At 49.0% G+C, this 20,978-nt stretch carries 22 protein-coding genes, 1 tRNA gene and 1 pseudogene; 15 read left to right on the plus strand and 9 right to left on the minus strand.

Annotation, left to right across the window (positions count from 1 at the left end):
- Complete coding sequence (locus tag DET_RS02950) at positions 1 to 1,038, minus strand: deoxyguanosinetriphosphate triphosphohydrolase (RefSeq protein WP_010936330.1); 1,038 nt, start codon at positions 1,036 to 1,038, stop codon at positions 1 to 3.
- On the minus strand, positions 1,035 to 3,311 hold the full coding sequence (gene ppsA, locus DET_RS02955; RefSeq protein WP_010936331.1) for a phosphoenolpyruvate synthase: 2,277 nt from the start codon (positions 3,309 to 3,311) through the stop codon (positions 1,035 to 1,037). The genes DET_RS02950 and ppsA overlap by 4 nt, the downstream gene beginning before the upstream one ends.
- 298 nt (positions 3,312 to 3,609) lie before the next feature.
- On the opposite strand from ppsA, the pseudogene DET_RS02960 reads away from it, so the two are divergent.
- The 10 genes and pseudogenes from DET_RS02960 (at position 3,610) to DET_RS03005 (ending at position 11,058) form a co-directional block, all read left to right on the plus strand.
- Positions 3,610 to 4,179 (plus strand): annotated as a pseudogene (locus tag DET_RS02960) (bifunctional nuclease family protein).
- A gap of 75 nt (positions 4,180 to 4,254) precedes the next feature.
- Positions 4,255 to 4,470, plus strand: a complete 216-nt coding sequence (locus DET_RS02965) for an AtpZ/AtpI family protein (protein WP_233417664.1) — start codon at positions 4,255 to 4,257, stop codon at positions 4,468 to 4,470.
- A 2-nt stretch (positions 4,471 to 4,472) separates the two neighbouring features.
- Complete coding sequence (locus tag DET_RS02970) at positions 4,473 to 5,417, plus strand: F0F1 ATP synthase subunit A (RefSeq protein ID WP_010936334.1); 945 nt, start codon at positions 4,473 to 4,475, stop codon at positions 5,415 to 5,417.
- Positions 5,418 to 5,457: 40 nt separating this feature from the next.
- Positions 5,458 to 5,688, plus strand: coding sequence for an ATP synthase F0 subunit C (atpE, locus tag DET_RS02975; RefSeq protein WP_010936335.1), 231 nt, complete (start codon positions 5,458 to 5,460; stop codon positions 5,686 to 5,688).
- A 24-nt stretch (positions 5,689 to 5,712) separates the two neighbouring features.
- The gene (atpF, locus tag DET_RS02980; RefSeq protein ID WP_010936336.1) at positions 5,713 to 6,222 is read left to right on the plus strand and encodes a F0F1 ATP synthase subunit B; all 510 of its coding nucleotides are present in this window, start codon (positions 5,713 to 5,715) and stop codon (positions 6,220 to 6,222) included.
- A 20-nt stretch (positions 6,223 to 6,242) separates the two neighbouring features.
- Entirely contained in the window at positions 6,243 to 6,785 is a 543-nt protein-coding gene (atpH, locus tag DET_RS02985; RefSeq protein WP_010936337.1) for an ATP synthase F1 subunit delta, read from the plus strand.
- A gap of 22 nt (positions 6,786 to 6,807) precedes the next feature.
- Positions 6,808 to 8,319, plus strand: coding sequence for a F0F1 ATP synthase subunit alpha (gene atpA / locus DET_RS02990; protein ID WP_010936338.1), 1,512 nt, complete (start codon positions 6,808 to 6,810; stop codon positions 8,317 to 8,319).
- A 24-nt stretch (positions 8,320 to 8,343) separates the two neighbouring features.
- Positions 8,344 to 9,201 (plus strand): ATP synthase F1 subunit gamma, encoded by an 858-nt coding sequence (gene atpG / locus DET_RS02995; protein ID WP_010936339.1) that lies wholly within the window; start codon positions 8,344 to 8,346, stop codon positions 9,199 to 9,201.
- A gap of 15 nt (positions 9,202 to 9,216) precedes the next feature.
- A complete protein-coding gene (gene atpD, locus DET_RS03000; RefSeq protein WP_010936340.1) occupies positions 9,217 to 10,611 on the plus strand; it encodes a F0F1 ATP synthase subunit beta in 1,395 nt (464 codons plus the stop codon).
- 24 nt (positions 10,612 to 10,635) lie between these two features.
- On the plus strand, positions 10,636 to 11,058 hold the full coding sequence (locus DET_RS03005; protein WP_010936341.1) for a F0F1 ATP synthase subunit epsilon: 423 nt from the start codon (positions 10,636 to 10,638) through the stop codon (positions 11,056 to 11,058).
- 70 nt (positions 11,059 to 11,128) lie between these two features.
- Here DET_RS03005 and rimM read toward each other — a convergent pair whose 3' ends face one another.
- From rimM to rpsP, 3 genes are all read right to left on the minus strand, one after another.
- Positions 11,129 to 11,632 (minus strand): ribosome maturation factor RimM, encoded by a 504-nt coding sequence (gene rimM / locus DET_RS03010; RefSeq protein ID WP_010936342.1) that lies wholly within the window; start codon positions 11,630 to 11,632, stop codon positions 11,129 to 11,131.
- 87 nt (positions 11,633 to 11,719) lie between these two features.
- On the minus strand, positions 11,720 to 11,947 hold the full coding sequence (locus tag DET_RS03015; RefSeq protein WP_010936343.1) for a KH domain-containing protein: 228 nt from the start codon (positions 11,945 to 11,947) through the stop codon (positions 11,720 to 11,722).
- A gap of 15 nt (positions 11,948 to 11,962) precedes the next feature.
- Positions 11,963 to 12,211, minus strand: coding sequence for a 30S ribosomal protein S16 (rpsP, locus tag DET_RS03020; protein WP_010936344.1), 249 nt, complete (start codon positions 12,209 to 12,211; stop codon positions 11,963 to 11,965).
- A gap of 145 nt (positions 12,212 to 12,356) precedes the next feature.
- Between rpsP and nfi the strand changes: the two genes are divergently transcribed.
- The 5 genes from nfi to DET_RS03045 all read left to right on the plus strand — a co-directional run bounded on the left by nfi (position 12,357) and on the right by DET_RS03045 (position 17,720).
- Positions 12,357 to 13,028, plus strand: coding sequence for a deoxyribonuclease V (nfi, locus tag DET_RS03025; protein ID WP_041223339.1), 672 nt, complete (start codon positions 12,357 to 12,359; stop codon positions 13,026 to 13,028).
- A 114-nt stretch (positions 13,029 to 13,142) separates the two neighbouring features.
- Positions 13,143 to 14,232, plus strand: a protein-coding gene (gene prfB, locus DET_RS03030; protein WP_010936346.1) for a peptide chain release factor 2 whose coding sequence is annotated in 2 segments (ribosomal slippage) — positions 13,143 to 13,199 and positions 13,201 to 14,232 — 1,089 coding nt in all. Because the reading frame shifts where the segments join, the coding sequence is not laid out codon by codon here.
- Positions 14,229 to 15,455, plus strand: a complete 1,227-nt coding sequence (locus tag DET_RS03035; RefSeq protein ID WP_010936347.1) for a peptidase MA family metallohydrolase — start codon at positions 14,229 to 14,231, stop codon at positions 15,453 to 15,455. The genes prfB and DET_RS03035 overlap by 4 nt, the downstream gene beginning before the upstream one ends.
- Position 15,456: 1 nt before the next feature.
- A complete protein-coding gene (gene radC, locus DET_RS03040) occupies positions 15,457 to 16,125 on the plus strand; it encodes a RadC family protein (protein ID WP_010936348.1) in 669 nt (222 codons plus the stop codon).
- Positions 16,126 to 16,127: 2 nt separating this feature from the next.
- Entirely contained in the window at positions 16,128 to 17,720 is a 1,593-nt protein-coding gene (locus DET_RS03045; RefSeq protein ID WP_010936349.1) for a peptide ABC transporter substrate-binding protein, read from the plus strand.
- 123 nt (positions 17,721 to 17,843) lie between these two features.
- On the opposite strand, the gene DET_RS03050 is transcribed toward DET_RS03045, so the two are convergent.
- The 4 genes from DET_RS03050 to serS form a co-directional block, all read right to left on the minus strand.
- Positions 17,844 to 17,933, minus strand: a tRNA-Ser gene (locus DET_RS03050).
- Positions 17,934 to 18,090: 157 nt separating this feature from the next.
- Positions 18,091 to 18,375 (minus strand): hypothetical protein, encoded by a 285-nt coding sequence (locus DET_RS03055; RefSeq protein ID WP_010936350.1) that lies wholly within the window; start codon positions 18,373 to 18,375, stop codon positions 18,091 to 18,093.
- 222 nt (positions 18,376 to 18,597) lie between these two features.
- The gene (locus tag DET_RS03060) at positions 18,598 to 19,719 is read right to left on the minus strand and encodes an aminotransferase class I/II-fold pyridoxal phosphate-dependent enzyme (protein WP_041223342.1); all 1,122 of its coding nucleotides are present in this window, start codon (positions 19,717 to 19,719) and stop codon (positions 18,598 to 18,600) included.
- A 16-nt stretch (positions 19,720 to 19,735) separates the two neighbouring features.
- Positions 19,736 to 20,977 carry a serine--tRNA ligase gene (gene serS / locus DET_RS03065; protein WP_010936352.1) on the minus strand — a complete coding sequence of 414 codons (1,242 nt, stop codon included), beginning with the start codon at positions 20,975 to 20,977 and terminating at the stop codon, positions 19,736 to 19,738.
- Position 20,978: the final 1 nt, after the last annotated feature.

Below are 20,978 nucleotides of genomic sequence, written 5' to 3' on the forward strand. Positions count from 1 at the left end.
TTATTCAGCCAGATTAAGTTCTTTAGCCAGCCTCAGGGCAAATAGGTCTGTCATACCCGCAATATAATCAACAACCCTCTGTTCAGGTTTATCAGACAGGGCTATATATTCCATGGGCAGCAAATCCTGATGGTCTACCAGATATTTGTATAACAAACGGACTATTTCCCTTTCATGTTCGGCCTTACGGTCTTTGCTCTGGTATACCTGTTCAAACAGGAAATCCCGAAGGGTATTGCTGGCACTCAGCACCTTGTTGCTCATGGTAACTTCCGGCTCCGCACCGGGAATCAGCCCGGTACATGACCACGAACTTTTTATGATATCACACACCATGGTGTTTATCCGCTGGGAATGGCTGTTTCCCAGCACCGAAACCGCACCCAGCGGCAGGTCATTTGCTTTGATAATGCCTGCCCGGATAGAGTCTAAAATGTCATGGTTTATATAGGCCACCGCATCTGCAATCCGGCAAATCTGCCCTTCAAAAGTTGCGGCCTTGTTATGGGCTTCTCCGAGTATGTTTGAGCGTGACTTGGAGTGGTTGAGTATACCGTCACGTACTTCCCAGCTGAGATTAAGGCCCTGCCCGTTTTTCTCCAGACGGTCTACCACCCGCAGGCTTTGTTCGTTATGGTGAAAACCCTTGGGGTAAAGTTCGTTTAAAACCTCTTCGCCGGCATGTCCAAAGGGGGTATGCCCCAGATCATGCCCCAGGCAAATAGCTTCGGTCAGGTCTTCGTTAAGGTTGAGCGCCCGGGCAATAGTCCGGGCTATCTGGGTAACCTCCAGCGTATGGGTCAGGCGGGTCACAAAGTGGTCACCCAAAGGGGCAATGAAGACCTGGGTTTTGTGCTTTAAGCGGCGAAAGGCCTTGGAATGTATAATCCGGTCCCGGTCACGCTGGAAACAGGTGCGAACCGGGTCCGGATCTTCAGCTTTTTGCCTGCCACGGGAAAGGCGGCTCTTGACTGCGTAAGGGGAGAGGCTCTCCTCTCTTGCTTCAATGCGCTCCCTTATGCGAAGCTCGCTAATCATTTAATCTTTAATTTGGCCTCTGCCTTGGCAATAATCTCGCGGGTGGTGCCTATCATATCAGGGCTGACGGAAACTGAGGTTATGCCCCATGAGACCAGCTTTTCAGTCAGTTCCGGGTAAACCGAAGGTGCCTGTCCGCAGATAGAGGCGGTAATACCCCGGCGGGCAGCGGTGGTAACGGCTTTTTCCAGGGCTACCAGAACCGCTTCGTTGCGTTCGTCAAAGGTTTCACGCAGCATTTCGCTGTCACGGTCAACGCCGAGTATCAGCTGGGTAAGGTCATTTGAACCTATGGAAATGCCATCTATACCGGCATCAATAAACTTATCAATCAGGAAGATATTGGAGGGGACTTCCACCATCATCCAGAGTTTGAAATCAGGCCCTCTCTTTAAGCCCTCATCTTCCAGTATCTGCTTTACTTTTTTCAGTTCATCTACGGTGCGGACAAAGGGAAGCATAACGTAGACATTGGGGTAGTCCTTGCGTACCCGTTTGATGGCTTCTATTTCCATCTTGAATACTTCAATATCTTTAATATAGCGGGAAACACCCCGGTAGCCCAGCATGGGGTTTTCTTCCTGGCCTTCGTATTTGTCACCGCCCAGCAGGTCACGGTATTCGTTAGTCTTAAAGTCATTGGTACGGTAAACTACCGGTCGGGGATGGAAGGCTTTGGCGAAGGACAAAACACCTTCGTATACCTGCTGGATATATTCTTCCTGCTGACCCATTTCTATCATGTAGCGGGGGTGTTTGCCTATCTGGCTGAATATAAATTCGGCTCTCAGCAGACCTACGCCGTCTACATTGCGGGCGGCTACTTTGTCAGCCAGTTCAGGCTGGGCTAAGTTTACATAAACACGGGTCTTGGTGCGGATAGCTTCCCGTACAATGGAAGCTATGTTGCTGGTTTTTACATTCCGGGTAACCTTGCCGTTATAAACCTTGCCGTGAGTACCGTCAACGGTAATTATCTGTTCGTTCTTAAGCAGTCTGGTAGCTTCTCCGGTACCCACCACGCAGGGGATACCCAGTTCACGGCTGACAATGGCGGCGTGGGAAGTGCGTCCGCCGCGGTTGGTTACAATGGCTGCCGCCCTTTTCATGGCCGGTACAAAGTCCGGGGTGGTCATTTCGGCTACCAGAATATCACCCTGAAGCACCAGGTCTATTTCAGAGGGGTCTTGGAGTACTTTGACTTCGCCGGTAGCCAGACCGGGTGAAGCCGCCGCACCCTGCAGCATGATAGGCGCTTCAATTTCGGGCTCCAGTTCACTGGCGTCCTTCAGGGCGGTAACAGGGCGGGACTGAACAATATAGATTGTATTTTCTTCTTTAGCCCATTCAATATCCTGAGGGCCGTTATAATGTTTCTCAATAAGCATGGCCAGTTTGGCCAGAGTGATAATATCATCTTCAGTTATCTTTTGCTGCTCTTGTTTGGTGGAGGGAACCGGCTGCCAGTAGTTGTTGCCGGATTCATCTTCGGGGCCGGAGGCGGAGTTGCCGTTTTTGCGTACCAGCCGCCTCTCCTGGTGGCTGATAGTCCGCGAAAGAACCGCCGGGCCTTCTTTATCTATAATATAAAGGTCCGGTGTAATTTCCCCTGACACCAGACCTTCTCCCAGACCGTATATAGCTTCAATTACTATTTTAGTGGGGTCTGAAGTAATGGGCTCAATAGTGAAGCATACTCCCGAAGCCTGTGACTGTACCATTTTCTGTACCGGTACGGCTATACCTACCTGCAGGTGGTCAAAGTTTTGCTGTACCCGGTAGTAAATAGCTCTGGCCTCAAACAAAGAAGCCCAGCATTTTTGCACGGCTTCAACCACCTCGTCACCGCCCTCTATATTAAGGTAGGTGCTCTGCTGTCCGGCAAAAGATGCCTCCGGCAAATCTTCGGCAGTAGCTGATGACCTTACCGCCACCAGACCCTGGCCCATTTTCTCGTAGGCAGCCTTAATCTGGCTGGCCAGTTCGGTAGGCAGAGGAGTGGCCATAATCATTTCTTTCACGCTGTTAGCCACAACAGCCAGTTGCTTGGAATCATTGATATCCAGTGACTCAAGAGCCTTGCTGATAGAGGGGCGAAGGTTGGAGCTGTTTATGAAGTCAAAGTAGGCATTGGCTGTTACGATGTATCCGGGGGGTACAGGGATACCGGCGCCGGTCATTTCGCCTAAATTAGCGCCTTTACCGCCGACCAGAGGGATATCGTTCTTCGTAACTTCGTTAAACCAGACAATAGCCTCATGACCTTTTTGCATCGGTAGATCTCCTTCATCTATGACGGTTCAGGTAGTTTATGATAGCACACCCAGATATTTAAAATCATTATTCTGGAGCTCTGTATTATTTCACAAAGTCCCCCATCTTTGCAAAGTTTTGCTTGAGAAATATTGAGATAGATTAGAGGGCTGTAGAGCACTAAGGATTTGGGCTAATATGTCTACAATACTGCCAGAGGTCTTAGATTGTTATAATCAGCTACACAAATTGACACCCTATTTCTTTGGGGGTAGAATTCATGGTACGCCGTCAGGCAAACTTAGGAGGCATATAATTATGATAGAAATGACGATAGACAGCATAAGGGTTAGCCTGATGAATTATCAGAGAGTGGTACTGCTTAAGGAAAAAACAGCCGACCGCTATCTGCCTATTTGGATTGGCACTGCCGAAGCTGAGGCTATCGCCGTCAAACTTCAGGGTGTGGCAGTCCCCCGTCCCCTTACCCATGACCTCCTCGGTACAGTTATAGATGTATTGGGGGCAAAGGTGCGTTCCATAGTGGTAGATGACCTTAAAAATGACACTTTTTACGCTAAGATATTACTAGAGGTAGACAGCGAGCAGATGGAAATAGACTGCCGCCCGTCAGATGCTCTGGCACTGGCGGTAAGGGTGAATGTACCTATATATGCGGCTGACAGTGTACTGGAAAAAGCCAGCATCATGCTGGACCGCGAACAGGATAAACGGGCCATGGACTAAATGGATTTGCCCGAACCACCCGCCGGCGGCAAGGGTGAAAAAACCCGCAAGGCCAGTGACGAAGAGATTAAGAGGCTGTCCGCCTTCCGTGATTTTGTAGATAACCTTGACCTTGAAGATTTTGACAAACGCAAATCCTGAAAAGTATTAGTACAACCGGGCATTCTTGACCTAAAGAACTAATTCTGGTATGCTACTTTGCGTTTTGAGGCTGTAATGAACAAATGGGGTACAGGTCTTCAGTATCTTGGTTTGGGCTGGTACATTGCCCTTGTCATATTGCTGGGGACGCTGGGCGGCAGGTGGCTGGATCAGGCACTTGGTCTTTCACCCCTGTTCTTACTGATCGGTCTTTTAAGCGGAGTTTTTCTGGCCTTTTACGGCGTTTATCGGTTGCTGCCGAAGATAACTAACAACGGTAAAGGGAATTGACAGTGCCAAAGAAAAAGATTTTAGGTATGCCCAAAGCGGTATTCTGGCCAGTAATGATAGTTATACTGGCAATGTTAGTGGTCGGTTTCCTGTCCGGCCCTATAGGTGTCGCCCTCTTTGGTGATCTTGGATTTCCTGACTGGATGAAAATTACCACTCCCAAACCGGAACTTCCGTCTGCTGAAATTTTCAGCATAGGCCCGGTGGCAATAACCAACACTATCCTTACTGCCTGGGTTACCATTCTGGTACTGGTGGGGCTGAGTATTGCCGCCACCCGCAAAATGAAACTTATCCCCGGCCGTCTTCAGGGTGCTTTGGAGATGGTGCTTAGCTGGATTTACAATATGTGCGTAGATGCTGCCGGTGAAAAATTCGGCCGCAAGTTTTTCCCCCTGGTAGCCACTATCTTTCTTTTTATTATCGTAAATGCCTGGATGAACCTGCTGCCCGGTTACAATACCATATTTATAGAGCTGGGCAACGGCCACGAAGCCCACTTGCTTCGCGGTGCCAATACCGATATCAACCTGCCGCTGGCTTTGGCCGCCATAACCTTTGTTATGGTAGAGTACTGGGGTATTAAAACTCTGGGCGGTTTCCATTATCTCAGCAAATTTTTCAACTTCAAACCCCTGATAAACGCTTTCCGGCACAAAGAAGGGGTAATTGGTATATTTAACGGCTTTATTACCATCTTTGTAGGTTTACTGGAATTCTTCCTGGAATTCGTCCGTATTATCAGCCTGACCTTCCGTCTTTTCGGCAACATGATAGGCGGCGAAATCCTGATACTTATGATTACATTCCTTGCGCCGTTCATCATCGGCATACCTTTCTACGGTCTTGAAATGCTGGTAGGCTTCGTACAGGCGCTGGTGTTCTGTAATTTGGCTCTGGTCTTCTCCCTGATAGCGGTTACGCCTCACGGGGAAGAAAATCATTAATCAAGTATTATGCAATTAGAACAAGGGAGGAAAAACAATAGTGGAAGCTGATGTAATCAAACTCTTAGCGGCTGGCTTGGCAATGGGTCTGGGTGCAATTGGCCCTGGTATCGGTGTAGGTATTCTGGGTTTTGGTGCTTTGCAGGCTATTGGCCGCAATCCTGAAGCCAAGGGTTCTATCTTTACCAACATGATCCTTTTGGTGGCTTTCGCTGAGTCCATCGCCATCTTTGCACTGGTTATCTCTATCGTACTTATTTTCGTTGCCTAAGGGGCATAATACAGGAGGAAACCGGTGGAAAAACTGGCAGAACTGGGAATAAATATACCTTCTTTCATAGCCCAGGTTGTAAACTTCGGTTTACTCTTAGGTCTGCTGTATCTGTTTGCCTATAAGCCCATTCTGGCTAAACTTGACGAGCGTTCCGCCCGTATCAAGGAAAGCATGGAACGGACAGACCAGGTAAAAGAGCAGGCCCAGCGGGCGGAAGAAGAGTTTAAAAAGAAGATTGGCGAAGCCAGCCAGCAGGGGCAACTGGTGATTGAACGGGCTGTAAAGACCGGTGATGAAATCCGCCAGAAAGCCATAGAAGAAGCTAGGGCTGAAGCTGAAGCCATGCTTAGCCGCGCCCGGACTGAAATACGTCAGGAGCGGGATGAAGTAGTGGACCAGCTGCGCAAGGAATTTGCCGAACTGACCATTTTGGCGGCCGGTAAGGTTATTGACCAATCTTTAGATAAAAAGGCGCATCAGGCGCTGATTGACAGTGTGCTTGAAAATAGCACCAACCTGCGGAAAAATTAAAAGAGAGCAACGGAGAAGCAGTGGCCAAAAGAGTTTATGCTATAGCCATGCGTTATGCGCAGGCATTATACGAACTGGCTAAGGAGCAAAAGTCTCTGGATAAGTGGCAGGAAGATTTACAGGATCTTTCCAGCCTCACAGAGGATGCTTCGGTTGCAGAGTTTCTCAGCAACCCCAAAATTGCCTCTGCCAGAAAACACAAGGTCCTTGCCAAGCTGAGCAATATAGATCCGCTGATGCTGAACCTGGTGGATATGCTGGTGGCTACCCGCAGGCTGGGTATCATGAGGGCTGTTTCAGGTGAGTATAACCGTTTGCTGAATGAGGCCAGAGGGGTGGAGGATGCTATTGTAACCACTGCCAAGCCTTCCAGCGAAGCGGATATTGAAATAATCAGACAGCAGTTAAGCAAGATAACCGGGAAAAAGATAAATGTAGTAACTGCAACAGACCCCGGCTTGATAGCTGGTCTGAAAGCCAGAATCGGGGATAAACTGATAGATGGTTCTGTCAGCCGGAGGCTGGTCTTACTGCAAAACGAAATCAGTCAGGGACGTATTTGATAACCCTCAGGAGGTGGCGTAATTGAGCGCACGTGGTCAAGATATAGTATCTATTATTAAAGAGCAGATAAAAGAATTCGGGGCTCCGGTCAGTATGACCAGCGTCGGTTCGGTTATCGAAGTAGGCGATGGTATCGCCCGTATTCATGGTCTTTCCAACGCCAAGTACAACGAACTTCTGGAATTTCCCGGCGGTGTTATGGGCATTGCCCTTAACCTTGAAGAAGACAGCGTAGCCGCTGTTATCCTGGGTGATGATGCCAATATTAAAGAAGGCGATGAAGTAAAGGCTACCGGCCGTATATCTGAAATTACGGTTGGTAAAGGTATGATAGGCCGCGTGGTAGACCCCTTGGGCCGCCCTCTGGACGGCAAAGGTCCTATCAAGGCTGAAACAGTCCGTCCTCTTGAACGCATCGCCCCCAACGTAGTTGACCGTAAATCGGTAAATACCCCGGTTCAGACCGGTATTAAGGCTATTGATGCCATGATACCCATCGGCCGCGGTCAGCGTGAGCTGATTATTGGTGACCGTTCAACCGGTAAAACCGCCATTGCCCTGGATACCATTATTAACCAGAAGGGCGGAGACCTGGTTTGTATTTATGTGGCTATCGGCCAGAAAGCTTCTAAAGTAGCCCGGACAGTAGCTTTGCTTGAGCAGTACGGCGCTATGGAGCACACTATTGTGGTTGCGGCCAACTCTTCTGATGCGGTTGCTTTGCAGTATCTGGCACCTTATGCCGGCTGCGCTATCGGCGAAGAGTTTATGGAACAGGGTCAGGATGCTCTGGTAGTCTATGATGACCTTACCAAGCACGCTTGGGCTTACCGCCAGCTTTCCCTCCTTCTGCGCCGCCCGCCCGGCCGTGAGGCTTATCCGGGTGACGTGTTTTACCTGCACAGCCGGTTGCTGGAACGGGCTGCCCGCCTTAACGACAAGCTCGGCGGCGGTTCGCTGACTGCTTTGCCTATTATTGAAACTCAGGCCGGAGACGTTTCGGCTTATGTACCTACCAACGTTATCTCCATTACTGATGGTCAGATTTACCTTGAACCTGATATGTTTAACTCCGGTATCCGCCCTGCGGTCAACGTAGGTATATCGGTATCCCGAGTAGGTTCAAGCGCCCAGACTAAGGCCATGAAAAAGGTTGCCAGCAAGCTGAAGATGGATATGGGTCAGTATCGTGAACTGGCCGCTTTTGCCCAGTTTGGTACTTCCGAACTGGATAAAGCTACCCGTATGCAGCTTGAACGCGGTCAAAGAATCACCGAGGTACTTAAACAGGGACAGTACCAGCCGGTACCTATGGCTAATCAGGTTGCTATCCTGTATGCCGCACTCAACGGGTACCTTGACAGTGTAGAAGTGGCTAAAGTACGTGATTTTGAAAGCGGGCTTTATCGCTTCCTTGAAGCGAACTTTGCTTCAGTGCTGAACAATATCACCAAGGAAAATGCCATCTCTGCTGAAACCGAGACAGCCCTTAAGACCGCTTTGGATGATTACAAGAAGGGTTTAGTAGTATAAATTTCGAACCTGGCGGGAAGTTAAATGGCTAATATAAGAATAATAAAAAGGCGTATCCGCAGTGTCCGTAACATAGCCAAGATTACCAGGGCTATGGAAATGATTGCGGCCTCCAAAATGAAAAAGGCCCAGGAACGCGGTCTGGCAGGTAGGCCTTACAGTGAAAAAATCACCGAGGTTATTGCTGCTTTGGCGGCTTTACCCCAGAGCGGTGAAATTTTGCACCCCTTGCTTGAACGCAGGCCGGTTAAAAAGATAGCCGTACTTCACATAACCCCTGACAGGGGTCAGTGCGGCGGCCTGGTTGCCAATATCAACCGCAAGACCGGTACGTTTATGCTGGAGCAGAAGATTCCGGTATCTGCCGTAGTTGTAGGGCGTAAGGGTGTGGATTTCATCCGCCGTATCAAACAGCAGATGCGGGCAGAGTTTATAAATCTGGGGGATAGGCCCGGCTACCTGGATACCCTCCCCATTTCCAGAGTTATTATGGATGACTTTATGAGTGGGGAAATTGACCAGGTTTTTATTGCCTATACTCAGTTTGTAACTACCGCCGTACAGAAGCCTGTTCTTGAGCAGCTTTTGCCGGTAGTGCCGCTGGAATTGCCTCCCGGCCAGAATCTGGAATATATTTATGAGCCGGAATCAGCTACTGTTTTAAATTCGCTTTTACCCCGTTTTGTTGAGATGAGTGTGTATCATGCCATTCTGGAGTCTATTGCCTCAGAGCAGTCAGCCCGGATGGTAGCTATGCGCAATGCTACCGATAACGCCAAAGAACTTATCGGAGAGTTGACACTTGTTTACAACAAGGCTCGTCAGGAATCTATCACTAATGAGCTTTTGGACATCGTCGGCGGAGCTGCCGCGCTGGCCTAATTCTAGGAGGATATAATGGCAAACGGAAAGGTTATACAGGTAATTGGTTCGGTTGTTGACGTAGAGTTCTCGGCAGATTCCATGCCGGCTCTGTTTAACGCATTGGAAATTCCCCGTGATAACGGCAAGATGGTGCTGGAAGTGCAGTCACACGTCGGTAACAACCGCGTAAAGTGCCTTTCCTTTACTCCTACCGATGGTCTGGAGCGCGGCGCCGAGGTTATAGATACCAAAAGGCCGCTTTCAGTTCCGGTAGGCCGGAATACTCTGGGGCGTATCTTTAACGTGCTGGGTGAACCTCTGGATAACAGGGGTGATGTAAAAGCTGAAAAGACTATGCCTATCCACCGCTCGGCACCAGCTATGGACGAGCTGGAATCTTCTGCTCAGGTATTGGAAACAGGTCTTAAAGTTATCGACCTGATTGCCCCCTTTGCCCGCGGCGGTAAGATCGGTGCTTTGGGTGGCGCTGGCGTAGGCAAGACAGTGCTTATTCAGGAACTTATCCGCAATATTGCTACCGAACACGAAGGGTTTTCGGTTTTTGCCGGTGTAGGTGAACGTTCCCGCGAAGGTAATGACCTCTGGCATGAAATGGAAGACTCCGGCGTGCTTCCCAAAACTACCATGGTATTCGGTCAGATGAATGAGCTTCCCGCAGTACGTCTGCGTATTGCTCTTACCGGCCTTACCATGGCCGAATATTTCCGTGACGAAGAAAGACAGGACGTGCTCCTGTTTATTGACAATATTTATCGTTATACTCTGGCCGGTATGGAAGTATCCGCTCTTCTGGGGCGTATGCCTTCCGCTGTAGGTTATCAGCCTACTCTGGCTACAGAGATGGGTGCTCTGCAGGAACGCATTGCCTCCACCAAACAGGGTTCGATTACTTCATTCCAGGCTGTGTATGTACCGGCAGATGACTATACCGATCCCGGTGTAGTCGCCACCTTCGGTCACCTGGATGCTATGATAGCCCTTGAGCGTTCACTGGCTGAACAGGCTCTTTATCCGGCGGTAGACCCGCTGGCTTCCAATTCCCGCATACTTGACCCTCAGGTAGTGGGTGAGGAACACTATCAGGTAGCCCGTGACGTGCAGAAGGTTCTCCAGCGTTACAAGGACCTGCAGGACGTTATTGCTATCTTGGGTATGGAAGAACTTTCTGAAGAAGATAAACTCACAGTTGCCCGTGCCCGCCGTATTCAGCGTTTCCTGACTCAGCCCATGTTTGTTTCCGAGGTATTTACCGGCCGTCCCGGTCAGTATGTATCTCTGGCTGAGACTATCCGCGGGTTCAAGGAAATCCTTGAGGGTAAGCATGACAGTTTGCCTGAACAGGCTTTCTATATGGTAGGCACTATTGATGATGCCGTAGCCGAAGCTAAAAAGCTCAGCGCGGCCTAAGTATTATATCTGGCAGGTAAAAAATTGGCTAAATTAAAGCTGGACATAGTAACTGCGGAACGTTCGGTCTTTTCCGAAGAGGTGGATTTGGTGGTTGCCCCTGGTATTGAGGGTGAAATGGCCATACTGCCTCATCATGCCCCGCTGATGACAGCTTTGCAGGCGGGGGAACTTAAGGCCAAGATAGGCTCTGAGGAGTATTCTATGGTGGTTTCCGGCGGTTTCCTTGAGGTGCGGCCTGACAGGGTAATTGTACTGGCGGACAGTGCTGAAAGGGCTGAGGAAATTGACATTGCCCGGGCTACCGAGGCTAAGAAGAGGGCTGAAGCCCGCATGGCTGACAAATACGAGCCCGGTATGCTGGCTGCCGAAACAGAGGCTTCGCTGAGACGGGCTATGATACGCCTTAAGGTGGCTGAGAAGCGGCGGAAACGCCCCTCTGTTTAGTCGGAATTCAGTACTTACAATAAAAGCCCCTCTAACGAGGGGCTTTTTGTTTAAGCGGCGGAAACTAAATCTAGTCAAGCAGTCCGGGAATAGGGTCTATTATCACCTGGCCTTTTTGCAGGTTTATTTCCTTGACCACATCTTTGACTGCCGGTATCAAGGCCTCTTTAGCACCGTAACTGCTTACGTATATATCGTTTGAGGGCATATGGAGTATTTCCTTTATTTGCCCTATTCTATTACCGGACAGGTCTGTCACTTCCAAACCTATCAGCTGAAAGTCATAGTAAACGCCCTTCGGCAGTTTTTTCAAAGCAGCGGCAGGTATTTCTACCTGAGCACCGCTAAGCTCCTCAGCGGCATCAATACCGGTTATTTCGCTCAGGTGAACAATCACCTGGGCTTTTTGCCAGCTGGTCTGGCTTATGGTATATGGCGCGCGTCCTATCAGGAGTTCATTCCCGGCATCAAAGCGTTCGGGGAAATCAGTCAGCACCTCAATTTTGAGACCGCCGTTTATACCCCATACTCCCAGCACCTTGCCTATTAAAATATATTCTTCTTCTTGGGTCATTTCTTTCACATATTAATAAGGTCAACCCGAACCGCGGCACCGGGCCGGGGGAGGGGTTGACCTTAGATAGGCCTTAACTTGATTTAACTAAAGAATTTCAAGACGGGCGCGCTTACCAGCTTTAGCCGCTTTAACCCGAATGAGGGTGCGCATTGCCTGAGCAATTCTGCCCTGCTTGCCGATAATTCTGCCCTTATCTACATCAGCTACCTTTAGAGTCAGCTTTATGCCTTCTTCTTCAGGTTCTTCTGTCACTACTACATCATTTGGCTCGTCAGCTAACGATTTGGCGATGTACTCGACAAGTTCTTTCATGGGATCTCCTTTTGTTTAGTTAGAATTAACGACGCCGGCCTTTTTCAAAAGACGGGCAACCGTATCCGTAGGTTGAGCACCTTTACCAATCCAGTAGAGGGCTTTTTCAGCGTTTATTACCACAGTTTCAGGATTAGTCATGGGGTTATAGGTGCCGACAAGGTCCGTATAAGTGGCATCACGCGGCGAACGGGCCTCAGTTACGATTATCCGGTAGCAAGGCTTCTTGGGGGCTCCGATACGAGTGAGTCTGATTTTCAACATGATTGTTTACCGCTTTACCTTTTTTGCTGGTATTATGACTTATCGTAGCCAAGCTGTCAAATAAGCCGTTAGTGTTGCTTAGCCCCAGGAAGGTATAAATATATACAAATTATCTCTGTAGTTATCTAAAAATATTAGATATAATGTGAATGTGAAAATTAAAAAGCTTCATGATTGGGATATGACGCCCTCTCAGGCAATAGCTCTCCAGCGTGAGCTGGCCCAGAAAGTGTCTGTTTGCGGTACTCTTCCGGATATACATCTGGTTGCCGGAGCAGATGTCTGGCACAGCCGCACTTCAGGTATGGGCAGGGCAGCAGTAGTGGTGCTTAGTTATCCCGACATGCAGCTGGTGGAAGTGAGCCGTTCCGAAGGGCATTGCCATTTCCCGTATATACCCGGCTTGCTCTCATTCCGGGAGATGCCCCTTCTGCTTTCTGCCTTTGAGGGGCTGGAAAATATACCTGATTTAATTCTGATGGACGGGCAGGGTTTAGCTCACCCCAGGCGGCTGGGTATTGCCTCGCATCTGGGGCTTTTTTTAAATAAACCGGTTATCGGTTGCGCCAAAAGCCGTTTGATAGGTGAATATACCGCTCTGGACGAAAGTGCCGGCAGTTTTTCAGATTTGTATCATAACACAGAGCTGATAGGGCGGGTTATGCGCACCCGCCAGGGGGTAAACCCTTTGTTTATCTCTGTGGGGCACAAAATTTGCCTTGAGGAAGCCTGCAGTATGGTTGCAGAATGCTGCCGGGGATACCGTCTGCCCGAACCCACCCGTCAGGCTCACCTGGCGGCTGCCGAGCTGATTTAACCCTCCTTCCGGTATTATCATATCCGCCCATAAATGGTATTCTATATAATGCGGGTTCGGGTATGCAGCCCCTAACCCTAGTTTGTTTTCAGCGTTATATTTAAAAGAGGTATTATGCAAGACATATTAAGTGAACTTAAGAGCCGCATTCTTTCCGATATGGTGCGACTTTGACATTGCTGCTAAAGAACTGGAAATAACCGAACTGGAAAGTGCCTCTGCCAGCCCTGATTTCTGGCAGGACCAGCAAAATGCCCAGAAGGCTATGAAAAAGCTGGCCGCCAACAAGCGGGTTTCAGAGGTTTGGCGGGGTTTGGAGCAGCGGGTAAATGACCTCTTGGAGCTGTTTGCATTAACTCACGAAGACCCTTCTTTAGGGAATGAAATAGAGCGTGAGGTGAATACTCTTACTGCCGAGATTGATACTCTGGAAGTAGGCTTAGCTTTTTCCGGCCAGTATGACAGCCGGAATGCCTTGCTTACGGTGCATGCCGGAGCGGGCGGGGTGGAGTCTCAGGACTGGGCTGGTATGCTTCTGCGGATGTTTATGCGCTGGGCAGAAAAGAAGGGTTTTGGTATGGAAGTACTAGACCAGAGCCCCGGTGAAGAAGCCGGTATAAAGAGTGCCACTCTGCAGATAGAGGGTGAATATGCTTATGGCTTTCTGAAGAGCGAGCATGGGGTGCATCGCCTTATCAGGCTTTCCCCATTTGACGCTGACCACGCCCGCCATACTTCGTTTGCTTTGGTAGAGGTAATGCCTGAAGCCGAAGACAGTGTGGATATTGATATAAAACCGGAAGATATTAAAATTGATATGTTCCGTTCCAGCGGTCCGGGCGGACAGAATGTTCAGAAAGTTTCAACAGCGGTGCGGGTTACCCACATACCTTCGGGGATTGTGGTTGCCAGCCAGACAGAGCGCAGCCAGCACCAGAACCGTGAAATTGCCATGCGGATACTGGCCTCCAAGCTGCTGGCGGTGGAGATTGCCAAGCGGGCGGAAGAACGTGCCAAGATTAAAGGTGAGCGTATTTCTGCCGAATGGGGCAATCAGATACGCAGTTACGTGCTCCACCCCTATAAAATGGTCAAAGACCACCGGACAGATTATGAGGTGGGTAATGCGGAAGCTGTACTTGAAGGTGAACTGGACGGCTTTATAAATGCCTATCTCAGGCAGAATATAGGAAGGGAAGAATGAAAAGACATCTGTTAGCCCTGGGGCTTATGCTGGGGATGCTGCTTGGCGGGTTATTTCCTGTATCACTCAGTGCCCAAAGCTCCATTAGTATAGACAGAAATAATACAAGTATTACCTTTCCCAGCAGTATCGGCTTCAGTATTACGGCCAGCAGTACCAGCAATATTACTGATATTAGGCTGTATTATACGGTTGAGCGTAAAAGTTTTGCACAAATATACAGTGAATTCGTATTGGAAGTTACCCCGGCTCTTAGCGTAAGTGCATCATACTCATGGGATATGCGCTATACCGGCGGTATGCCGCCCGGAGCCAGAGTTAACTACTGGTACCGGATAACAAATGAGGATGGAGATATTCTCATCAGCCCTATTCAGACCCTGGTGTACAATGATACCCGCTTTGACTGGCAAAGTATTTCTGAGGGCATGCTTGAAATTTACTGGTATGAGGGTGACCAGGCCTTTGCTGAGGAACTAATGGAGTCAGCTCAGGCGGCGCTGGTGCGTCTGGCAGCAGATACCGGTGCCGAACTTAAAGACAAGGTTACGCTCTATATTTATGCCAATTCCTCAGACCTGCAGAGTGCTATGGTCTTTCCGGCTGAATGGACTGGCGGAGTAGCCTATACTGATTTTAATGTGATTGCTATAGGTATAGCATCATACGATATTGACTGGGGTAAAAGGGCTATTACCCATGAGCTGGCCCATAAGGTGACCGGCCAGATTACCTCTAACCCTTACGGGGATTTGCCGGTGTGGCTGAATGAGGGCATTTCTATGTATGCCGAAGGTAATCTGGAAGCTGTATATGTAAATTATCTTATCTGGGCTATAAATCAGGATAAACTTATTTCGGTGCAAAGCCTGTGCAGCCCCTTTTCAGCTAATTCGGCTGATGCATATTTATCTTATGCCGAAAGCTTCACTCTGGTGAATTATCTTATTACTAATTATGGTTCTGAAAAGTTTTCAGATTTGCTGGAAACCTTCAGCCACGGTGCCGGTTATGACGAAGCCTTGCTGGCTGTTTACGGTTTTGATATCCAGGGTTTAAACACCAAGTGGCAGGCTGCTTTAAAAGACGGTACTATTGAAATTCAGCCGGTCAGGGCTATCATGCTGACACCCGGGTTAGTAGTCCTTTTTACCATAGTAGGCGGGGGCAGTATTATAACCGCTTTCTGGTTATGGAGTAGCAGAGTTGCTTCCCGCACCTAGAATGCGTGATTTGCCGCTGGCCGAAAGACCCAGAGAAAGGCTTCAGTCTTTGGGGGCAGGGGTGCTTTCCTCAGCCGAACTTCTGGCGGTTATTTTGGGGCGGGGAGTAGCGGGTGAACCGGTTTTACAGAGCGCTCAGCGCCTGCTTACCCACTTCGGCGGTCCGTCAGGCATAGCCTCGGCCAGCGTGGAGGAACTTTTAAAACTGAAAGGCATAGGTCTGGCCAAAGCCTGCCAGCTGAAGGCTGCTTTTGAACTGGCTAAACGGGCAGGCGGGATTAAAGCCGAATACCAGCCCTGCATCAAAACCCCGGAAGACGTTTTTCAAATAATATACCCGCTGGTCTGTGACGAAAAAAAGGAACATTTTTTCTGCCTGATGCTGGATGTCAAAAGTAAGCTTATCCGGGTAGGGCATATATCTGCCGGCAGCCTGGATGAGAGTGTGGTGCATCCGCGCGAAGTCTTTAAAGAAGCACTTTCCGCCAGTGCCGCAACCGTAATACTGGCACACAACCATCCCTCCGGGGAAAGTGAACCCTCGCCGGATGATATCGGCCTGTCCGCCCGCCTAAGAGAGGCCGGGGGTATAATGGGGATAGAAGTGCTTGACCATGTAATAATAGGCGGACAAACTTTTACCAGTTTAAAAAGACAGGGGCTTTTATAATTATGAAAAAAATACTGTTTGCCATTTTTTCGGTCTGCCTCAGCTTTAGTTTAGTGCTGAGCGGCTGCGGTTATGCACCGGATGATTCCACTATGCCTGCCGGTGACAATGTGCTAACCTTGATTGGGGAAGAGCCGTATACCCTTGACCCGGCCAAGGTGAGCGATACCACTTCGGTTGCCTATATTTACCAGATATTCAGCGGTCTGATTAAGATGGGAGATGACCTTACCCCGGTTGCGGATATTGCCGAAAGCTGGGAGGTAAGTCCTGACGGGCTTACCTATACTTTTCATTTAAAACCTAACGTGAAATTCCATAACGGCCGGGTTGTCACTGCCGCAGATTTTAAATATTCATGGGAGCGGGCGGCCAGCCCGGAAACCGGCTCCAGTACCGCACTGACATTTCTGGGGGATATTGAAGGCGTAAAAGAAATGACCGAAGGGCAGGCAAGCTCTATCTCCGGCGTTACAGTGGTAGATGAGCTGACTTTAAGGGTAAAGCTGGTATCTGCCTGCAGTTTCTTTCTCTCCAAGCTTTCATATGTGACCTCTTTTGTGGTAGATAAGAATAATGTATCTTCGGGCAGTGACTGGTGGAAAAAACCGGTGGGCACTGGCCCGTTTATGCTTACCGAACTTACTCAGGGAAATTATATTATTCTGGATAGAAACCCTGATTATTATGATACTCCGGCCAAGATTTCAAGCGTTATTTTCCGCTTACAGTCCGGTCAGCCCATGGATTTATACGAAGTAGGAGGAGTAGATGTGGCAGGTGTGGGCGCTGATTATCTGGCCAAAGCTACCGACCCTGACGGCATTTTTGCCTCTGATTTGCAGGTAATACCCCAGCTTGGATTTTATTATTTTGCCTTTGTTACCAGCAAAGCCCCGTTTGATGACCCTAAAATCAGGCAGGCTTTCAGTATGGCGGTGGATAAATCCCGCATTATAGAGCTGGTTTACAAGGGAAGTGTCAGCGCGGCCGAAGGTATCTTACCGCCGGGTATACCCGGCTACAATCCGGATATTACCGGGCTTGAGTATGACCCGGCACGTGCCCTTGAGCTGATTGCCGAATCCTCCTATGGCAGCGTGGAAAATCTGCCTGTTATTACCCTGACAACTTCAGGCTGGGGCGGGCTGATTACGGCGGAACTGGAAGCGGTGATTGACCAGTGGCGGCAGAATCTGGGGGTAGAAGTGGTAGTCCGCCAGATAGATAACGAAATGTTCTTTTATGACCTGCAGGCGGAAAAAGACAATATTTATTACTCCGGCTGGGTAGCTGATTATCCCCACCCGCAGGATTTTCTGGCAGTACTTTTCGGTACTGGGTCTGCTTATAACAACGGAGATTATTCCAATCCCGAAGTAGACGCCTTGCTGGCTGAGGCAGCTGCCACTCTGGACACCGAGGAGAGTATGCGGCTTTATGCCCAGGCGGAGCAAATACTGATAAATGATGCAGCCTGCCTGAGTTTCTGCTTTGGTGAAAGCTATATACTGGTCAAACCCTATGTAAAAGGCTATAAGCTGAATGCAATGGGGGTGCCTGTTCTTACCGGTGTCACTATTGAAGACCACTAGATTAGGCTGAAAAACGCTCTGAAGAGGTCTCAAGCCAATCCGCTGCTTAGGGGCGGCTGTGCAACACTAAAAAACCCTGGCCGGAAATTTATAACTCCGGTCAGGGTTTACTTTTGGCATAAATGGCGGAGGGGGTGGGATTCGAACCCACGGTTCTCTTTCGGGAACAACGGTTTTCAAGACCGTCACCATAGACCGCTCGGACACCCCTCCCGGTACTGGATAGAGCTAAGGCTAACTCTTTCAGCTATGCATTATCAGGATAAACTGCGGGCATATTATACCTGCTGGCAAATCCGGCGTCAAAGCTGATTCAGGTAGCCGTTCAAACATATGGTGTCTGTGTGCCGCAGTCCCAAAACACCGGCGTTTAGTTGGTATTTAAAAGGCGGGCAGTTTTTCGGGTATTCCGTTCAATATCTATCAGACACTGCATAAGCTCGGCTGAGGCAAAAATAAGTACGCCGGTTATCAGCGAGCCTAAAATGCCCATAATACCGGCAAAAACCGAAAAGCTGGATGCTATCTCAAAAAACGTGACGCTTTGTCCTGTCATAACGTAAATAGACATAACCAAACCGGCTAGGGCTATCAGCACCGCCAGTATTTTTAAAACTATTATTATGAATTGTAGTACCGGATATCTGCTTCGCATTTTTCAGGTTTCACCTTTCAGATTCGGGTTATATTTCGGCTGTTTTGGCCATTTAACGGCTATAAATTAGTGTTTATTTGAGTGGCTGTTTTTGTGAACGGATATTTTTAGATAAATGTTTGCTGACAGTCATAAAGCCCCTCTCAAAATAATCTAAGGGATATTATAGTCTAAAAAACAGAAAATAAGAACCAATAAATACTAAAAGGCAAATAAGCCTGTTTAGAGGGTTGAGTTTGCCGTTATATAGTCCTCAAAGACCTGAAGCACCTCAGGGAAATCTGCCCGTCCGAACCCGATACGGAAGTGGTTTTGGCCATAGCCGTACACTTCCGAAGGCAAAAGCATGATACCTGCTTTTGCTAGAACCTGACGGCAAAAATCCATACAGAGGCTATTCTTATTCAGGCGGGGAAAGCAGACCGAACCGGCTTTGGGCTTTACCCAGATGAAATCCGTCTTGTGCCTGCCCATAAAGTCTTCAAGCAGCGTTAAGTTTTGGTTTAGCCTGTTCAGTTGGGAAGATATAATTGTTTGCTTGTTTCTAAGGGCTATTACAGACAGTATTTCGTCTGTGGCACTGCCGCAGATGGTAGTATAGTCTTTAAATCCGGCCATTTTGGAAAGCATATCTTCATCCCGGCAGGCAAGCCAGCCGCTCCGCAGTCCCGGCAGGCCGAATGATTTTGAAAGCCCTCCCAGGCTGACCGCCTTTGAGGATTGGTCACAGGCGGCAGGCAGGCGGGTATCAGGGGCATACTCCATCAGGCGGTACATTTCATCTGAAAAGTGCCAAAGATTATGCTGGTTTATTATTTCCAGTATGCGGGCGTAGTCTTCCCTGTCCGGCATTGCCCCGGTAGGGTTGTGTGGGAAATTTGTAATTACCAGGCTGGTATTCGGGCGGATGTTTTGAGCCAGAAAATCAGGGTTGAATCTCCATCTGTTTTCTTCTTCCGGAATCCAGTAGCTTACTTCGCAGCCCAGGGTTTCCGCCAGCTGGTAGAGTGACTGGTAACCGGGAAAGGTGCAGATAACGTGGTCGCCTTTTTTAAGCAAGCAGTTTAAAGCTATAAAAATGCCCTCTTCGGGTACGGCGGTTAAGATATCCGCCGGGGCGGTTATTTGATACAGTTTGGCTATTTCATTCCTGAGCAGGGGGTGTCCGTCTGAATAGGTATATCCCAACTTCAGGTTTTGCCAGAGACTGCGGCACTCGGTATCCGCCAGTGCCAGCAGAGCAGAGAGTGCCAGCGGTTCGCAGTCTGAGCTTGACATAAGGTATCTGGCGGAAAACTCATGCCGGGCAAAGTAACGTTCCAGTTCAAAGGGTTTTATCTCCAATAAAACAGTCCTTTTCTTAGCAGATAGCATCCACTCCCATAAAGGGGCGGAGTACTTCGGGAACAACAATGCTTCCGTCCGGCAGCTGGTAGTTTTCTATAACCGATATCATCACCCTGGGCAGGGCCAGCCCGGAGCCGTTTAAGGTGTGGACAAATTCGGGTTTGGCTTCGGGGGTGCGGCGGAAACGGACATTAGCCCGCCTGCCCTGAAAATCTGTGCAGTTAGAACAGGAAGAAACTTCCAGCCACTCGTCAACACCCGGCGAATACATTTCAATATCATAAGACTTGGCTGAACCGAAACTGATATCAGCCGTAACCAGCTGTTTTAAGCGGTAGGGTATCTTTAGGGCGTCTGCTATTTCTTCAGCATCTGCCACCATCTTTTCCAGTTCGTCAAAAGAGTCTTCCGGTTTGCAGTATTTATACAGTTCAACCTTGTCAAACTGGTGCAGCCGTTTTATACCGCGTACATCTTTGCCGGCAGACATTTTTTCGCGGCGGAAACAGGCGGTGTAGGCTACGTAATGAATGGGCAGCTGCTCAACAGAAAGTATTTCGTCACGGTGCAAATTAGTCAGAGGGGCTTCGGCGGTAGGCACCCACCAGTAGTCCTCCTCTGCGTCATGGTACAAATTGTCAGCAAATTTGGGCAGGTTACCAGACGCTACCAGACACTCCCTTTTTATCATGTAGGGCGGGTAGATTTCGGTATAGCCGTGTTTGCGGGTGTGCAGGTCCAGCATAAAGGCAATAAGTGCCCTTTGAAGGCGCGCGCCCTCACCCTTCAAAATATAAAAGCGTGAACCGGAAAGCTTGATACCCCGGTCAAAATCTATAATATCCAGCGCTTCTCCCAGTTCCCAGTGGGGTTTGGGGGTAAAGCTGAAATTACGTTTTTCTCCCCGGTAATAAAGGACTACGTTTTCGCTTTCGTCTTTGCCCACAGGTACAGATGCATCCGGGATATTGGGTACCCTGAGCAAGCGGTCAGTCAGCTTTTCCTCTACTTCTGAAAGCCCGGTCTCAAGTTCACTTATCCTGCCGCGTAATACCCGCCCTTCTTCAATGGCGGCCTCATCCCGCTGCTTGGCTATTATTTTGCGTTTGGCGCGAAGGGTATCCAGCTCCTGGCTGAGAGTGCGGCGGCAACTATCCAGCTCCAGTATCTCATCAATGGGGGCATCGGTATTACGGGCGGCTACCGCTTTGCGTACTAGTTCGGTATTTTCTCTTATAAATTTCAAATCAAGCATG

The sequence above is a fragment of the Dehalococcoides mccartyi 195 genome (assembly GCF_000011905.1).
Classification (GTDB): Bacteria; Chloroflexota; Dehalococcoidia; order Dehalococcoidales; family Dehalococcoidaceae; genus Dehalococcoides; species Dehalococcoides mccartyi.

Coding starts and splice junctions, on each gene's coding strand:
- DET_RS02950 (WP_010936330.1), bottom strand. CDS start 1,038: ATGATTAGCGAGCTTCGCATAAGGGAGCGCATTGAAGCAAGAGAGGAG.
- ppsA (WP_010936331.1), bottom strand. CDS start 3,311: ATGCAAAAAGGTCATGAGGCTATTGTCTGGTTTAACGAAGTTACGAAG.
- DET_RS02965 (WP_233417664.1), top strand. CDS start 4,255: ATGAACAAATGGGGTACAGGTCTTCAGTATCTTGGTTTGGGCTGGTAC.
- atpG (WP_010936339.1), top strand. CDS start 8,344: ATGGCTAATATAAGAATAATAAAAAGGCGTATCCGCAGTGTCCGTAAC.
- atpD (WP_010936340.1), top strand. CDS start 9,217: ATGGCAAACGGAAAGGTTATACAGGTAATTGGTTCGGTTGTTGACGTA.
- rimM (WP_010936342.1), bottom strand. CDS start 11,632: ATGACCCAAGAAGAAGAATATATTTTAATAGGCAAGGTGCTGGGAGTA.
- DET_RS03015 (WP_010936343.1), bottom strand. CDS start 11,947: ATGAAAGAACTTGTCGAGTACATCGCCAAATCGTTAGCTGACGAGCCA.
- rpsP (WP_010936344.1), bottom strand. CDS start 12,211: ATGTTGAAAATCAGACTCACTCGTATCGGAGCCCCCAAGAAGCCTTGC.
- DET_RS03035 (WP_010936347.1), top strand. CDS start 14,229: ATGAAAAGACATCTGTTAGCCCTGGGGCTTATGCTGGGGATGCTGCTT.
- radC (WP_010936348.1), top strand. CDS start 15,457: ATGCGTGATTTGCCGCTGGCCGAAAGACCCAGAGAAAGGCTTCAGTCT.
- DET_RS03045 (WP_010936349.1), top strand. CDS start 16,128: ATGAAAAAAATACTGTTTGCCATTTTTTCGGTCTGCCTCAGCTTTAGT.
- DET_RS03055 (WP_010936350.1), bottom strand. CDS start 18,375: ATGCGAAGCAGATATCCGGTACTACAATTCATAATAATAGTTTTAAAA.
- serS (WP_010936352.1), bottom strand. CDS start 20,977: ATGCTTGATTTGAAATTTATAAGAGAAAATACCGAACTAGTACGCAAA.